Source organism: Gymnodinialimonas sp. JB5-7 (genome assembly GCF_055693405.1).
Window position 1 is genome coordinate 903,732 of record NZ_JBVFUX010000004.1, and the last position, 14,263, is coordinate 917,994.

At 63.0% G+C, this 14,263-nt stretch carries 12 protein-coding genes and 2 pseudogenes; 2 read left to right on the forward strand and 12 right to left on the reverse strand.

From position 1 onward, the window contains the following. A complete protein-coding gene (locus ACZ1HK_RS05475; RefSeq protein ID WP_472627806.1) occupies positions 1-666 on the forward strand; it encodes a TetR/AcrR family transcriptional regulator in 666 nt (221 codons plus the stop codon). On the opposite strand, the pseudogene ACZ1HK_RS05480 reads toward ACZ1HK_RS05475, so the two are convergent. The 10 genes and pseudogenes from ACZ1HK_RS05480 to ACZ1HK_RS05525 form a co-directional block, all read right to left on the reverse strand. Further along, a pseudogene (locus tag ACZ1HK_RS05480) lies at positions 663-1,680 on the reverse strand (Gfo/Idh/MocA family protein). The gene ACZ1HK_RS05475 and the pseudogene ACZ1HK_RS05480 overlap by 4 nt on opposite strands. 4 nt (positions 1,681-1,684) lie before the next feature. Then, positions 1,685-2,800, reverse strand: coding sequence for a Gfo/Idh/MocA family protein (locus ACZ1HK_RS05485; protein WP_472627807.1), 1,116 nt, complete (start codon positions 2,798-2,800; stop codon positions 1,685-1,687). Next, positions 2,797-3,870, reverse strand: a complete 1,074-nt coding sequence (locus ACZ1HK_RS05490; RefSeq protein ID WP_472627808.1) for a Gfo/Idh/MocA family protein — start codon at positions 3,868-3,870, stop codon at positions 2,797-2,799. The genes ACZ1HK_RS05485 and ACZ1HK_RS05490 overlap by 4 nt, the downstream gene beginning before the upstream one ends. Position 3,871: 1 nt before the next feature. Further along, positions 3,872-4,885 (reverse strand): ABC transporter permease, encoded by a 1,014-nt coding sequence (locus ACZ1HK_RS05495; protein ID WP_472627809.1) that lies wholly within the window; start codon positions 4,883-4,885, stop codon positions 3,872-3,874. After that, positions 4,882-5,817: an ABC transporter permease gene (locus tag ACZ1HK_RS05500; protein WP_472627810.1), complete on the reverse strand. Its 936-nt coding sequence runs from the start codon at positions 5,815-5,817 to the stop codon at positions 4,882-4,884. Before ACZ1HK_RS05500 ends, ACZ1HK_RS05495 begins: the two co-directional genes overlap by 4 nt. Next, entirely contained in the window at positions 5,814-7,184 is a 1,371-nt protein-coding gene (locus tag ACZ1HK_RS05505; RefSeq protein ID WP_472627811.1) for a sugar ABC transporter ATP-binding protein, read from the reverse strand. Before ACZ1HK_RS05505 ends, ACZ1HK_RS05500 begins: the two co-directional genes overlap by 4 nt. Before the next feature lie 195 nt (positions 7,185-7,379). After that, complete coding sequence (locus ACZ1HK_RS05510; protein ID WP_472627812.1) at positions 7,380-8,399, reverse strand: ABC transporter substrate-binding protein; 1,020 nt, start codon at positions 8,397-8,399, stop codon at positions 7,380-7,382. 50 nt (positions 8,400-8,449) lie between these two features. Then, entirely contained in the window at positions 8,450-9,364 is a 915-nt protein-coding gene (locus ACZ1HK_RS05515) for a sugar phosphate isomerase/epimerase family protein (RefSeq protein WP_472627813.1), read from the reverse strand. Beyond that, positions 9,361-10,527: a Gfo/Idh/MocA family protein gene (locus ACZ1HK_RS05520; RefSeq protein ID WP_472627814.1), complete on the reverse strand. Its 1,167-nt coding sequence runs from the start codon at positions 10,525-10,527 to the stop codon at positions 9,361-9,363. The genes ACZ1HK_RS05515 and ACZ1HK_RS05520 overlap by 4 nt, the downstream gene beginning before the upstream one ends. A gap of 9 nt (positions 10,528-10,536) precedes the next feature. After that, positions 10,537-11,283 carry an SDR family NAD(P)-dependent oxidoreductase gene (locus ACZ1HK_RS05525; protein ID WP_472627890.1) on the reverse strand — a complete coding sequence of 249 codons (747 nt, stop codon included), beginning with the start codon at positions 11,281-11,283 and terminating at the stop codon, positions 10,537-10,539. 104 nt (positions 11,284-11,387) lie between these two features. On the opposite strand from ACZ1HK_RS05525, the gene ACZ1HK_RS05530 reads away from it, so the two are divergent. Next, positions 11,388-12,410: a LacI family DNA-binding transcriptional regulator gene (locus tag ACZ1HK_RS05530; protein ID WP_472627815.1), complete on the forward strand. Its 1,023-nt coding sequence runs from the start codon at positions 11,388-11,390 to the stop codon at positions 12,408-12,410. 102 nt (positions 12,411-12,512) lie between these two features. Here the strand turns inward: ACZ1HK_RS05530 and ACZ1HK_RS05535 are convergent. Further along, positions 12,513-13,133, reverse strand: a pseudogene (locus tag ACZ1HK_RS05535) (SDR family NAD(P)-dependent oxidoreductase); the annotation flags it as partial. Continuing rightward, the gene (locus tag ACZ1HK_RS05540) at positions 13,130-14,224 is read right to left on the reverse strand and encodes a fatty acid desaturase family protein (protein WP_472627816.1); all 1,095 of its coding nucleotides are present in this window, start codon (positions 14,222-14,224) and stop codon (positions 13,130-13,132) included. The pseudogene ACZ1HK_RS05535 and the gene ACZ1HK_RS05540, both read right to left, overlap by 4 nt. Positions 14,225-14,263 lie beyond the last annotated feature (39 nt).

The window sequence follows — 14,263 nt, forward strand, 5'->3', positions numbered from 1 at the left end:
ATGCCCCGCCCAGCCCCCGTTCTGCACCGAGATGATCCTGCAAAAGATCCGCTGACCGGCCATGTGAAGGTCACGCGGGAGGATTGGCTGAACGCGGCGCGCGACGTGCTGGTCAGCGAGGGCGCGGGCGAGGTGAAGATTTTGGCGCTCGCCACACGGCTGGGTGTGTCACGGTCCAGCTTTTATTGGTATTTCGGCTCACGGGCTGAGCTGTTGGCTGCCCTGCTGGACGATTGGGAGGCGCGCAACACGGCGCCAATCCTGCATCATTGTGCGCTTCCGGCCGAGACCATCACAGGGGCGTTGTGCAACTTCTTCCGGTGCTTTGTGGATGACAGCATATTCGACGCGCATCTTGATTTCGCCGTGCGGGAATGGTCGCGGCGCGATGCGTCGGTGCGCAGCCGTATCGATGCAGCCGATGCCGCACGGCTGAAGGCTGTGACAGCCATGTTCGCCACCCATGGCTACGACCCCGTCGAGGCAGATTGCCGGGCCCGTATCCTCTATTTCATGCAGATCGGGTATCATGCGCTGGAACTGCGCGAGGATATGGCCGTGCGGATGGATCGTTTGCCCGGGTTCCTTGAGCATTTCACGGGTCGCAAACCCTTGGCCGCCGAAATTGCGGCCTTTTCGGCCTTTGCGATGGAGCGCGCGTGCTAAAGGGCGACACGCTGGCCGGAGCGCACGCTTTCATCCGCCGCCAGACAAATCGCAAGCGACCGGAGAGCGTCGTCCATGTGGCGGCTCAGATCCAGATCCTCTGCAATCGCGCGGCGCATATAGGCCTGTTCAGCATCGCAGAGCGCCTGGTGTCCCGGCTCTTCGGCAAGGTCGATCAGCTCGTCGCCGTCAGTTCGATGCACCAACAACCCGCCCACTTTGGTATGGCCGTCGATATCAGCGCTCTCGCCCTTGTCGGCATCGGTAATCGAGACCGCGCCATTTGGGCTGATCACGTCTTTCACGAAAAACGCCGTCTCGCTCATCATCGGGCCCCAGCCGGCCTCGTACCAGCCCGACGGAGCCATCATGGAAGATCACCTGAAACTGGCCGTAATTGTACATGTCCGGCGCGATCTCATCGCTCAGGCGAAGGCCCATGCCGTGCACCGCGACAGGTTTGGCATCGGTGATCTGGCACCAGACATCGACGTAATGCACCCCGCAATCGACTATGGGGGCGGTCGTGTCCATGAGCGCCTTGTGCGTCTCCCACTCCGCACCCTTGGATTGCTGGTTGAGGTTCATGCGGAAAACGTAAGGCCCGCCCAATGCGCGCGCCTCCGCGATCAGGCGCTGCCAGCTTGGATGGTGGCGGAGGATGTATCCGACGGCCAGCTTGCGGCCCGTCGTGCGGGCTTTGTCGACCACGGCCTTCGCATCGGCCACGTTGGTGGCGAGCGGCTTTTCGACGAAGACATGGGCGCCAGCACCCATTGCTTTCAGCGCGATCTCGGCATGGCTGTCGGAATAGGTGGCGATCACGACCAAGTCAGGTTTGGTGGCAAGCGCCGCATCAATGTCTGAGAACCACGGATAGCCTTGCAACGGACCGGGTAGGTCCGGCGGCGTGCGGCTGACGAGCCCGACGATTTCCGCATCGTCTGCGGCGTGATGGGCAAGCGCGTGGCTGCGGCCCATATTGCCAAGGCCGATGATAACGACACGCAGCACCATGTCAGCTTTCCAACCGCCGGGCCGCGCCCACAGCGACTTCCTTGCCGGTGATGCGCGAGCGGACGGCTGCAAAGGCCATGGCGAGGCTACGCAGGTTCTCGGCGGCGCCATTGGCGGGTTCGCGATCATCCTCGATCGCACACAGAAGCTCCCCCATCGTGCCCATGAAGCCGTCGTTGAACCAATCGCCCTCCAGCTGAGGGCGGGCGATGCCATCAGGTGTGGTCATCGTCACCTGTTGCTGGCCCAGATCCGGCCCGTCGGACTGAATACTGCCTGCCGTGCCCCCCACAAAGGTTGTGTCGCGGGGCCCGTGGGGGATGCCGCCGTCAAAGACCAGCGAGGCCTGCGCGCCATCGGCCCGCACCAGCGCCTGCGCCAGAAGCGGCACCTTGTTGGCCTGCCCTGCCCCTCGCAGCGCAGTGGCAAAGATCGCCTCAACCCGGTTGCCGAGCACGGAATTGACGAAGTCGAACCAATGTACGCCGAAATCGTAAAGGATCAGATCCTCGATCTCGTCAAAAGGCGTGCCCGCCGTCCAGCCATGGTTCCAATGCACATTCAGATGCACTGACAGGATTTGCCCAATCTTGCCTGCCCGCGCGGCCTCACGCACGAAGGCAAAATAAGGCGCCCATCGCGCGTTCTGGTTCACGGCCAGCTTCACGCCCTTGTCTTGCGCCAGTTTCACAAGGTCCATGCCGGTGTCGAGGTCGGTGACGAAGGGCTTCTGGCTCAGCACATGTTTGCCAGCCTTCAGCGCCGCTTCGATGATCTCAGTCCGGTGTTCAGGGTGCAGCGTGATGTCCACCACGTCGATATCGGGGTTATCCAGGACCGCCTGCCAGGTGTCTTCGATGCGGGCCTGAGGGCAATATTCTGCGGCCTTTTGTTCGGCCTTCGTGCGGGTCCGGTTCCACAGCGCAGCCACCTGCCAGCCCGCCTTGCGATAGGCGTCGAGGTGGGAGCCAGAGATGCCGCCCGTCCCGATCACGCCGATGCGCGGGCGCAGATGCTGCGGCATGGGCGGTCTATAGGCCACATCGGGTGCCGCGATCTCGGGCAGGTCGGCGGCCTTCAGGGCATAGGTGTCGCTGTCGCCTGCATCTTCGGTCATGGCAAAAGCTCCAGGGTGCGTTTTTGTTGGGCGGAGGCGGCGGCGGTGTCCACGATCCGTTGCGCGGTCAGGCAAAGCGCGGGGTCGAAGGGCCCCTCGGGCTGCGCGCCGCGTTCAATCAGGTCGAGAATATAGGCGATGGCGTCCGCGCGGCCAGCGGGCAGCGGATCGACGGGGATGTCATGCTTTTCCGGGTTGGTGCGCGTCTGCACGGTGACCGCAGGTGCATAGTCGGGCGAACAGATCGTGCCGTCGCTGCCCACGAACACGAAGCCGCACATCGGCTGAGGATTGATCGTCCAAGGGTCCGTGAAGGTGCCCCAGCGGGTTTCCATCTTTGAAAGCCCGCACGCATAGCGCACCAACGCAATGGCGTGTTGATCCACTTCGATCCCCGGTGTCTCGTCGATGGTGCAGGTCACTTCCAGCGGGGCCTCGCCCCCCATATACCAGGTGCCAAGCGTCGCGCCGTAGCCCATGTAATCCAGCAACGCCCCGCCGCCGGAGGATTTCTTGTACCACCAGCTATCGGGTTTCTGTGCCTCGACCTCTTCAGGGCTGACCTCCACCTTGTCAGCCAGGTGGAACAGCGGCCCGCGATTGCCGTCGTAGAAATGCACCTCCCGCAATTCTCCGATCATCCCTTCGTCGATCAGGCGCTTGGCGGTTAGATGGCTCTCAACCCAGGCCAGCGGCCAGTTGATCGACATGATCTTACCCGTCCCCTCCATCGCTTTCATCATCCGCCGCGCATCATCGGCGCTGGCGGCGAAGGGCTTTTCGACATGGATATGCACGCCATGGGGCGCGAGGCGTTCGGTCATCGCGGCGTGATCGGCGGTGGCGCAGCATAGGATGGCGAGGTCATAGGCGCCAGCGGCCATGCAGGCATCGAAATCGGTGAAAACCCGGTCCTCGGCCACGTTGAACGTGTCGACCGCGCCCTGCATCTTGGTTCGGTCCGGGTCGTAGAGGCCCGCAATCTCGGCGTTCGGATGCGCGTCGACCATCCGCAGCAGGTCACCCATATGCATGTGGTCGAAGCTGATCCCGACGACTTTGTACGTCATGCTACCTACTCCCCGTAATCCTCACATAAAGCGCCGTGACCAGCAGAATGATCAACCCAAAGAGCGCGATGCGCGCGCCTTCGGGCATCTGCAACAGCGTCAGCATCGTGTCGATCACGCGCAGGATCAACGCGCCAACGATGGCACCGGCGAAACTGCCACGCCCGCCGAAGATGGAGGTGCCCCCAATCACAGCTGCCGCAACGCTTGGCAAAAGCAGCGGGTTCGCCAGTTGCAGCGACGGCGTGCGGATCATGCCAAGGTAAAGCAGGCCTGCAAGGGCCGCGATCACACCCGACAGCGCGTAAAGGGCGAGAAACACCTGCCAGCTTTTCACGCCACTCAGCTTGGCCGCATTCTCGTTCGAGCCAAGCGCAAACAGCAACCGGCCGAAACCCGTGAAGCGCATGAGCCAGAGGATGAAGGCGGCAAACGGTAGGAACAGGAACAGGCCATTGGGCAGGCCCGCCGTGCGTCCAGTGCCGAGCCAGACGAGGAACTCCGGCACCAATGTGCCGGTGGAGATCACGAAGCGCTGGTAGACCTGCAAGCAGCCGGTGGCGATCAGACCCGTGCCGAGGGTCATGATCAGCGGATGCACCCGCACCACGCCCACTCCAAACCCGTTCACCAGCCCAACGACAACGCCGCAGGCCATGGCAATCGCCACCGCCCCCGGCACACCGATCAAGGGTGACAGCGTGGCACAGACGAAGGCCGCGATGGTGGCAACGATGCCCGCAGACAGGTCGATGCCCGCCGTCAGCATCGTCAGCACCTGACAGGCCGCCAACATCGCAAGCGGGATCGCAAATTTGATCAGGTTGTTGACCCAGAAGGCCGACAGCGCTCCGGTGCGGCCTGTCCTGAGCGGCATGACAACGTAGAAATGCGCGAAAATCAGCAGGATCAGGAACAGGATCAGCGGGATGACCGGATTGTCCCGCAAGAAACGGCCAAGGCGGACGAGGCCACGTTCTTCCGCAGCTTCCGCGTGGATGCGTGTATCGCTCATGTCCGCCGTCCTCGGTAGGTCAGCACTGCGCCCAACATCACCACGGCGACCATCACCACACCTTCCACAATCGTCGTAACGTTCGGATCCACATTCGCCAGCGTCAGGATCGTGCGGATGATACGCAGGATAAAGACCGCGATGATCGGGCCGAGCAGTCCGCCGCGCCCGCCGCCCAGCATCACGCCGCCCAACACCACAGCAGCGACCGAGGCCAGCAGGTAGGGGCCGGGCACAGGCTCTCCGATGCCGGTCAGCATGATCAGGCTCAGGCCACCCATCGCCGCCAGCACGCCGGCCAACGCATAGGCGGCAACCTTGGTCCAGCCCACGGATACGCCGGAGCGGAAGGCGGCCAATTCATCCGAACCCACGGCATAAATCGAGAGCCCAAGCTTGGAACGGCGCACAGGCACCCAGACAAGGGCGACGGCAATCACGATGACCAGTAAGGCATTGGGAAGAAACGGGATAAGGGAGCCGTTGATCAGCGCCCGCAACCCGGGCGCAACGGTGCCGCCGGGCGTCTCCAGGATCAGCAAGGCGACCCCTTCCCACACAAAAAGCATCGCCAGTGTGACGACGATGTCGGGCACCTTCGTCACCACGATAAGCCCGCCGTTGATCGCCCCCATCAATCCGCCAAGTGCCAATGTGATGGCGACCGCAGGAACGGCCCCCATGCTCTGCATCAGCACCGCCGCCGTCACCCCGCACACCGCCATGATCGATGCAATCGACAGATCAATGCCGCCCACGATCACCACAATCGCCATACCCGCCGTGGCGAAGGCAAAGGGCAAGGCGGCGCGGGCGAGGCTTTCGAGGCCTGTGGCCCCGAAACTCGGTTGGATCAGCTTGGTCACGATCAGAAGCACGGCCAGCAGCCCCACCAACCCCATGACCCACGCATTTTTCCGCACCATGCTCATGAGGCGGCTTTCGCTTCGGTCAGCCCATAGGCCGCGCGCATCAAGGTCTGTTCATCGGCGTCCGCCGCGTCGATCACATCCGCAACTCGGCCGTTGAAGATCACCACGGCGCGGTCGCAGGCCAAGGGCACTTCCTCCAGTTCAGAGGTGTAGTACAACACAGCCGCGCCCTGTTCTGCCAACTCGCGTACAAGCGGGTAAATCTGCCGCTTGGTGCGCACATCGATGCCGCGGGTCGGGTCGAACAGCAGCAGCGTTTCAACCCCATGGGCCAGCCACCGCCCGATGGTCACCTTCTGCTGATTGCCGCCGGACAGGCGCTGCACCTCGCCCTGGGCACGCGTATCAATCTGAAGCTTATCGATCGCATGGGCCACGCGCGCACGCTCCTGCCTGCCTTTCAGCGGACCCCAATCGCGCAACCGTGCCGAAAACGGCAAAGCGATATTCTCGCGCACGGACCGCTCGCGCATCAGGGCCTCGGCTCTGTCGCCCGGCACGAAGGTCAGGCCCTTTGCGATGGCCTGCGACGGGTGATTGAAACTGACCGCATCTCCATCGACCTCCAGCGTGCCGCCAGTGGCCTTGCGGAAGCCAGACAGCACTTCAAAGACCTCGTCCTGCCCCTGCCCTTCCAGCGCCACGACGCCGAGAACCTCACCAGGGTAGAGGTCGAACGACACGTCCGTCACCTTTGGCGCAACCGCCAGACCCCGCGCGCTCAGCCGCGGCGCGCCCTCGTTCACATGACGCGCACGCGCCGCCGCTTTGCCAAGGTCGATCTTCGCCCCCAGCATCAGTTCCACAACCTGTTCTTCGGCCCCAGGCTCGATCTTCAGATCGCCCACCGTGCGCCCATCGCGCAAAACGGTCGCGCTGTCGCACAACTCCTGGATTTCTGTGAAACGGTGGGAAATGTAGATCACCCCACGCCCCTCATCCGCCTGCCCGCGCACGACCTTTAGCACCTTCTCCACCAGATCCGTCGGCAAGGCAGCCGTCATCTCGTCCAGCATCAAAACGTCCGGCTTTGCCGCAATCGCGCGCGCCAGATCAAGAATACGCAGGGTCGCCAGCGGCAGGTCCGCGATCATGTGATCCAGCCTCAGCCCCTCGATCCCCAATTCACTGACCCAATGCCGGAACGGCTCCACCGGCGTATCACCAAGGCGCAAGTTGTCGGCCACATCCAGATCGGGGATCAACGAAGGTTCCTGATAGACAGGCACCAACCCGGACCGTCGCGCTTGCGCGGGGCTACCCACCTGCGCGGGCTTGCCCCGGATCAAGACCGTGCCCGCATCGGGCCGCAAAGCTCCGGTGATGATTTTCACGAAGGTCGATTTGCCTGCGCCGTTTGCCCCCATCAGGGCAACAACTTCCCCGGCGAGACGTGCAGGCTCGCATCCGTCAGCGCCCGCACCGCGCCAAAGCTCTTGGCCACGCCGGTCGCATCCAAAAGCGCTTGTGGTTCCGTCCTGCTCATCTCGCGCCCCGGAGGTTTGTCTATTGGCTGGGGTGCCCCACACGCACGGCGGGACACCCGTTTTCAAAGGCTCAGATCAGCCTTCGCAGGCGATGATCTCTTCCATCGAATAATCCGTCCAACCGGGGATGGAGACCGAGACCGGCCATTCCGGATCAAGGTTCGGGTTCAGGGCGCCCGCGATGATCTCTTGCCCTTCGGCAGTCGTATTTTCCCAGAGAACCGGATCAACCAGCACGGTGCTTTCCGCTGGCGCCTCGCCGTTCAGGATATCCACGGCCAGCGCGATGCCCGCGCCCCCGACAGAGCCGGGGTTAGTAACAGCCGCGCCCTGAAGACCCTCGGTCTCGGCCAGGTACTGCACGAAGCCCGCGTTATCCGCGCCCACGATCGGCACCAGCGGCGCGCCGGATTCCACGAAGGCATCTACGATCACGTTGTCGATGCCGGAGGTCCAGACACCATCAAACGGAATGCCGGTTGCAAGGAAATCAAACATCTGCTGCTTGCCCTGGTCCTGCTGCCAGCCCGTGAAGACCTCGTGCACGACCTCGATGCCGGGATATTCGGCCAAAGCGCGCTGGAAGCCATTGTCGCGGTCGGTATCCGCCGAAACACCAGCGATCCCGCGCATGTAGACGACAGCACCTTCACCACCCAACTGCTCAAACAGCCACCGCGCGCCGAGATAGGCATATTCTTCCTGATTGTTGGACAGGATGTAGGCCCCTTCCGCCGTCACACCGGCATCTACTGCGACCACCACGATCCCGGCCTCCATCGCCGCATCCAGCGCGGAGTTCAGCGCGTCGGGGTTCGACGGGTTCAGCACGATGGCGTCCACACCCGCCTCGATCAGGTTGTTTAGATCCTCAAGCTGACCCGCCGCATCCGTGTTCCGGTGCGCCACGATCAGCTCGGCCACGTCCCCTTCGACGGCCGCTTGGGCGCGCATGGCGCAGATCATCTGTTCGCGCCAGCCATTGCCTTGCACGGTGTTCGACACGCCGATTGTGTAGGCCGCATGGCCATCGGCAAATGCCGCGCCGGGGGCCAGCATGGCCAAAGCGGCGGCGGTTGTAAGAAGTCTCTTCATTGGTCTTCCTCCCTTGGGATTACAAAACAAAGTCCGGGGCTTGGCACCCTCTACTTGATGAATGGTTGCAAAACGTCGCGGGCCAGCAGGAACCCGCGTTTGACCTTTTCGTCCGTGCCTTCAAACAGGCGATCCTCATGCTCGATGATAATGGGGCCGTCGTAGCCTGCGCGGTAGAGCCCGCTGAAAAAGTCGCTCCAGTCCACATCGCCGAGGCCACACAGGCGCGGGATCTGCCACCCCATGCCCGTCGACATCACGCCATTCTCATAGAGCCCGTCGCGATCCACCATCACGTCCTTGGCGTGGACATGGGCCATCTGGCCCCCGAATTCCTTGATGAAGCAAGTCTGGTCGATGAACTGCCAGATCAGGTGGCTGGGGTCGAAATTCATGCCGACAGCATCCCCCCATTGTTCGAAAATGCGCCGCCAGATTTTCGGGCTGTAGGCGATGTTGTGACCGCCCGGCCATTCATCATAGCTGAAGATCATTGGGCAGTTTTCAAAGCACAGCCGCACGCCTGAGGCCTGCGCATGGGCGACGATGGGGTTGAAGATCTCAACCGCCCGCGCCCAGTTTTCATCGACGTTCAGCGTCCGATCCCCGCCAACAAACGTGTTCACAATCGGCACACCCATCGTACCCGCCGCCGTGATGACCTTCATCAGATGGCCGATCACCTCGTCCCGGTGATCCGCATCGGCGTGCAGCGGGTTGGGGTAGTAACCGAGGCCCGAAATCTCGATCCCATGCGCGGCCAGTCCGCCCTTGATCTCCTCGCCTTGCGCTGCATTCAGCCCATCGACGTTGATATGAGACGTGCCAGCATATCGCCGCGCCTCGCCGCCACTGGCGGGCCAGCATGCAACCTCGAAGGCCGAGAAGCCATTCGCCCCGGACCACGCCGCGACGTCCATCAGGTCGCTGTCCTCAAACGGTGCCGTCAGTAGCCCAAGTTTCATGCCTTACCCCCGATCTCATCCAGCCGCACCCAGCGGTTTTCGCGCGCACTCAGCACCACCGCGTCGCAAAAGCGCATCTCGTAATGGCCATCATCAAAGGTGGCCCATGTGCTATTCTCTTGCCGCTCGCCCGCATCAACATCCGCGTACACAGCCCTGAAAAAGTTGAAGAAACTGTCTGCGAAACCTTCCACATGGCCGGGCGGCAAGGTCGCCGCCGCAACGCCCGTGTCGTTCATCAGCGTGAAGTCCCGCATGAGGGTTTCATTGGCGCGGTCTCGATGCCCGATGAACAAATGATCCGGCGTCTCGCTGTCCCACGCGGCGGAAGCCTTCGCGCCTGCCACATCCCATTGCAGGGAGTTTTTGCGGCCCATGTTGATCTGCGACGTGCTCATCACCCCGCGCGCGCCACCGGCATATCGGATCACGATCATCGCAGCGTCGTCGGTGTTGATCAGGGCGGTTTCGGTCGCGCCGGCCGCCGAAGAAAAGGTCTCCACCGGTCCAACTGGCTTTGCCCGCTCTGGGATAAAGGTCGCTAGTTCCGCCATCACAGCTTCGGCCTTCAGCCCCGTTACGAAGCTCGTCAGGTCCACCCAATGCGTTCCGATATCGCCGACGGAGCGCAGAGTGCCGCCCTCTTCCGCCACCAACCGCCAATTCCAATCGGTGGGCTTGGCCAGCCAATCCTGATGGTAATGGCCCGTCACAAACCGAATATCCCCAAGCTCCCCCGCTCGCACCATCCCGTGGGCCTGCTGGTTCAGGGGATAAAAGCGAATGTTGTAGCAAACGGCGGCCACCTTGCCTGAGGTCCTGGCGATTTCCACCATCTCGGCGGACTCAGCACTCGTCATCGCCAAAGGCTTCTCGCAGATCACGTGCTTTCCGGCCTGCAAGATAGCCTTCACCTGCCCGTAATGGGCGTGGTTGGGCGAGGTGACGTGGACCACGTCCACCGCGTCATCCGCCAGCAACTCCTCGAGCGTGGCGTAGGCATGGGCGACGCCGATCTCGGCCGCCCGTGCTGCGCCACGCTCTGGGGAGGACCCGAGAACCCCTTTCACCTGCACGCCCAATCGGCGCAGAGCTTGCGTGTGGACCGTGCCGATGAACCCCGTTCCGATCACCGCCGCGCAAAGCTTCGAGAAATCCGTCATAAGCCCCTCTCAGACAACCGAATATCCCCCGTCGACCGGCAGCGTGACGCCGGTGATGAACCCCGCCGCGTCGCTTGCCAAAAACATCGCAGCCCCCGCGATATCGCCGGGCTGGCCCCAACGGCCCATGGGCGTGCGGGCTTCGACGCCCTTGGTGAAACTCTCATCCTGCCGAGCGCGGGCAGATTGCTCCGTCACGATGAACCCGGGCGCGATGGCGTTGACGCGGATGCCGTCACCGGCCCAGGCGATGGCGAGCGATTTCGTCATCTGCTCCACCCCCGCCTTGGACGCGCCGTAAGCCGGATTCCGGGGTGAGCCAAAGCGCGCATACATCGACGCGATATTGATCACCGCGCCGCCTTTCAGCGCACCTTGCAACGCCTCAGCACACCGAAGGGAGCCCACGAGATTCACGTTCAGAACGTGAGCGAAGAACTCCGGGTCCATCTCTTCCCCGCGCCGGGTGATGGCCGCGCAATTCACAAGAACATCAAGCCGGTCGATCCCTCCGGCATAGGCCCGCACTGCCTTGGTGTCGGTGACATCCAGCTGCGTGTAGGCAAATCCCTCATCCGGGTCCGGCGCGGCCTCGACCCCGGTAATCCGCACCTGCGCACCGGCATCGCGGAACGCACCTGCAATCGCTGTCCCGATCCCGCCGCGGCTCGCACCTACGACCAGAACTTCAGCCCCGGAGAAATCCCCTGATATGTCGCGGCTGCCGTGATCAGCCCGCCCTCCCGTGTAATCGATTTCAGATGCTTGCGATAAACGCTTTGCGAAATATGAAATCGATTACATACTCGAAGCGGAAACAGATTCGTGTCAAGCGGCGTTTTCGGCATCAAGGGATGAAAATGGCCCCCAAAAGCGCGACCATTCAGGATGTGGCCCAGGCGGCGAAGGTTTCGACCGCGACGGTCAGCCGTGCGCTGTCGAACCCCGGCCTGCTGTCCGAGCGGACGCGCAAACAGGTGATGGAGGCGATCAAGACCACAGGCTACCGCGTGAACCACGCGGCGCGAAACCTGCGGATGCAGCGCGCGGGCGCGGTGCTGGTGCTGGTGCCGAACCTCGGAAAGCCCTTCTATTCCGCGATCCTGCGCGGCATTTCTCAGGGCTTTGCCGGAACGGATTATGCGGTGCTGATCACAGACACCGAGAATACGCCTCTGGCCGAAGGGGAGCTGGTCGGCAACTTCACCCAAGGCCGTGTTGACGGCGTGATATCGCTGGACGGCAGCCTTGCCCCACAAACGCTGGACCAATGCCACCACCAGGGCGTCGCGGACCGGATCGTCTTTTTGTGCGAATGGGTCAACGGCGCCGAATTTCCGATCATCATGTGCGACAATGCCGAAGGCTCCCGGCTGGCGATCCGGCACCTTGCGGAGCTTGGGCATCGCAAGATTGCGCATGTCACCGGGCCTGCCGGGAACGTGCTGACGGCTGAGCGGCGCAAGGGCATGATTGAGGAACGCGCGCGCCTTGCCTTGCCCGCCCGCGATGAATGGATCATCCGGGGCGACTTTTCGTTGGGCTCCGGTCACATGGCCGCCGAGCGCATTCTCGTCATGGAAGATCGCCCCACCGCCGTCTTCTGTGCCGCCGACATGGTCGCGTTCGGGCTGATCGCCGGGCTCGTGGCCGGTGGCTTGCGCGTGCCCGAAGATATCTCGGTCATCGGCTTCGACGATATCGATATGGCAGGCAGTTACGTGCCCGCCCTGACGACCATCCGACAGGATCGTGAACGGTTGGGCCGCACGGCGGCGGAGCGCCTGTTGGAGCAAATGAGGGTCCCGCACGGCCGATCCCGCATTGATGAGATTGTGCCTGTCGAACTGGTTGTTCGCGGTTCGACCGCGCCTCCCGCCTAACATGGCGGCGCGCCCGCGACCCATTGCTCCAGATCCACGCAAACGCCCTGTCATCGGGGCGGAGGCATCGGACAGCATCCAAACGGCTTGCGCGGCACATTCCTCAGCCGTGACGAACCGTCCCAGCGGCTGCGCTTCGCCCTGCGCGGCCAGCCATTCCGGCCCTTTCTCGGCGGCATGAAGCGCGGCCTCCGTCTCCGTCGCGACCCAGCCCAGGTTGATCCCGTTTACCCGGATACGGTCCGCCATATGGTGCTGCGCGGCATTCTTCGTAAGCGTCTGCAAGCCCCCCTTGGTGCCCGCATAAATCGCCAGGTCAGGCACCCCGCAATGGGCATTCATTGACTGGATATTCACGATCGCCCCCGGCGCGCCCCGTCCCTTTAGGTGTCGGATCAACCCCGCCATCAGGAAAAACGGAGCGCGAAAGTTCACAGCCACCAAGGCATCGAACCGCGCCACATCGGCATCCTCGAACGAGGCGCGCGTGGTAATCCCGGCCGCATTCACCAGCCCGTCGACCCGGCCCGCCTGCGCAATAGCCTCGGCCATCACGCGCTCCGGCGCGTCCGGCTCCGCCAAATCGGCCTCGATCCCACTGCACGGGTCGCGATCCACGCCGATCACTCCGGCCCCCGCCCGTTCGCAAGCCGCCACAATCGCCGCGCCGATCCCGCGTGCAGCGCCAGTCACAAGAACGACTTTCCCGGACAGATCACTCATTCCGCCGCCGGCACCGCATCGGCCCCATGAAACTCCTCCCGGTACGGCTTGGCCGTCGGCGGAAGCTCCCGGCGTAGGTAATAGCCCGGCTCCTGTCGCATCCGCCGGAGCGCCCCCAACATGTCGCGGTAGGCATGAAACATCGACGGATCGGGCGCAGGCAGATCGTGCTTGATCGCCTCGTGCAGGCGCGGCAGGGCATGGTAGGGCACCACCGGATACATGTGATGCTCCACATGGTAATTCATGTTCCAGTAGATCCAGCGGCTGACCGGATTCATCAGCACCGTGCGTGAATTCAGGCGGTGATCCAACACATCCTCCGCCAGCCCGCCATGCTGCAAAAGCCCCGTCAGCACCATGTGCCATGTCCCATAAATGCGCGGCCCGCCAATCAGCATCAGCGGCAGCAATGACCAAGTGACCAGCGCGAGCAGGACCGCCGCCAGATGCACCCCCACGAACAGCCGCGCCCAGAAGATAGCCTTCGGGATCTGGCTTTCGGGGATATAGCCTCGCTCAGCTTCATCGGGGCCAGACACAGCCTGCCGCATGAGGATCGCGAAATGCTGGAATACGTCCGGAATGCCGATGAAATGCAGCGCCTTACGCGCGATATCGGGCGGGCGCATGATCGCAATCTCGGGGTCGCGGCCCACGATGATGGTATCGGTGTGGTGGCGCATATGGCTCCACCGCCAGGCCACCGGGTTCCGCATCACCATGAAGCTGGCCAGATTATAGACCCAGCGGTTCTTCCATTGCGTCTTGAAGGCAGTCCCGTGCCCGCATTCGTGCCAGCGTGAGTCGCAGGCCGACCCGTAGAGAACGCCGTAGACGACAAAAAACGGCACGCACCACCATGTTCCCCAGGTCAGCACGCCGCCCACGCCTGAGACCAGCAGCAACCCAATCCACAGGATCGTATCCCGCGTCGCGGGCCCATCCTTGCGCTGCATCAGCTCTTTCATGACTTTGCGCGGCACGTCGGAGTGATACCAACCGGCTGAGACAAGGCCCAAAGCCTCCGCCCGCGCAGCCTCCGGCCCGGTCAGGGAATAATCGCGCGTCTCGTAGCTATCCTTCGGCATTGCCCTGCCTCCCTTCCGTCAAATGTGGGAGGGACTGCA